The sequence below is a fragment of the Streptomyces sp. NRRL B-24484 genome (assembly GCF_000717715.1).
Lineage (GTDB): Bacteria > Actinomycetota > Actinomycetes > Streptomycetales > Streptomycetaceae > Kitasatospora.
In genome coordinates this window covers 1-1,000 of record NZ_JOAI01000128.1, presented here as the reverse complement: position 1 = coordinate 1,000, position 1,000 = coordinate 1, and the positions used below count along the sequence as shown (strand labels likewise).

General features: G+C 68.8%; 1 protein-coding gene. It reads right to left on the bottom strand.

The window, feature by feature from the left end; all coding sequences use genetic code 11:
* Window positions 1-23: 23 nt before the first annotated feature.
* Complete coding sequence (locus tag IE98_RS0141545) at window positions 24-938, bottom strand: IS982 family transposase (RefSeq protein ID WP_030277938.1); 915 nt, start codon at window positions 936-938, stop codon at window positions 24-26.
* Window positions 939-1,000 lie beyond the last annotated feature (62 nt).

Below are 1,000 nucleotides of genomic sequence, written 5' to 3'. Positions count from 1 at the left end.
CACTAGATGATTGATTCCAAGGGTCAGTGGTCGTAGGCGGTGAGTGATCGCAGCGTGGGCCGGCCGGTCTTGTGGTTGTGCCAGATTGCTGCGGTCAGGGCCAGGATCCGCTGCAGGACGCGGACGATCACGCCGGCCGGTGTTCGGCCGCCGTGGCGTTCGAGGTCCAGCTGGGCCTTGAGTGTCTGGTTGACCGACTCGATCAGTTGTCGCAGCGGCTTGAACAGCGCCGATCCGGGCCGCGGGGACTCGCCCTTGCGGGCCGGCCGCAGGAGACGCAGGCCGGTGGCGGCCAGCTCATGCTCGAACTCGCGCCCGTAGTAGTTCATGTCCGCGAGCAGGACCTGGCCCGGCCGACTGCCGACCAGGTCCCGCTCGGCGGCGAGGAGGTCGAGCAGGACCTCGCGCTCGACGGCCTTGGCGCCGGTCAGTGCGAAGGCCACCGGCAGGCCGTGGAGCGTGCAGACCAGGTGCAGGCGCAGGCCCCAGAAGAACCGGCTGTGGCTGGCGCAGTATCCGTACTCGGCCCATCCGGCAAGGTCGGAGCGCTTGACGGTCTCCCGGGAGCGGCCGCACTCGACGGGTGTGGAGTCCACCAGCCAGACGTCGTCGCTCCACAGCGCGGTGTCCCGGGCCAGTGCGCGGACGGTGTGCCGGATCAGCCCGGCCGTGCGGCGCAGCCGCTTGTTCCAGCCGCTCTGCTGGGGCAGGTAGGGGAACAGGTGCCGCAGGTGGGCGCGGGCGAACCGCAGCCAGCGGGCTTCGGAGGTGAAGCCGAGCAGGGCCTGCATCACCGCCAAGGTGACCAGCTCGGCGTCCGTGAGCTTGGGTGCGAGGCCCACCTTCGGGCGCCACGGCGCCAGTTGCGGCGAACTCTTCAGCAGGTCGTCGGTCTGCACGTAGAGTGCAGTCGCGAGGGTGTCCATCTCGGTCGTCACAAACTGAGCCTGGACACTCTCGCGCCATCTGCGCAGCTATCCCTTGGAATCAATCATCTAGG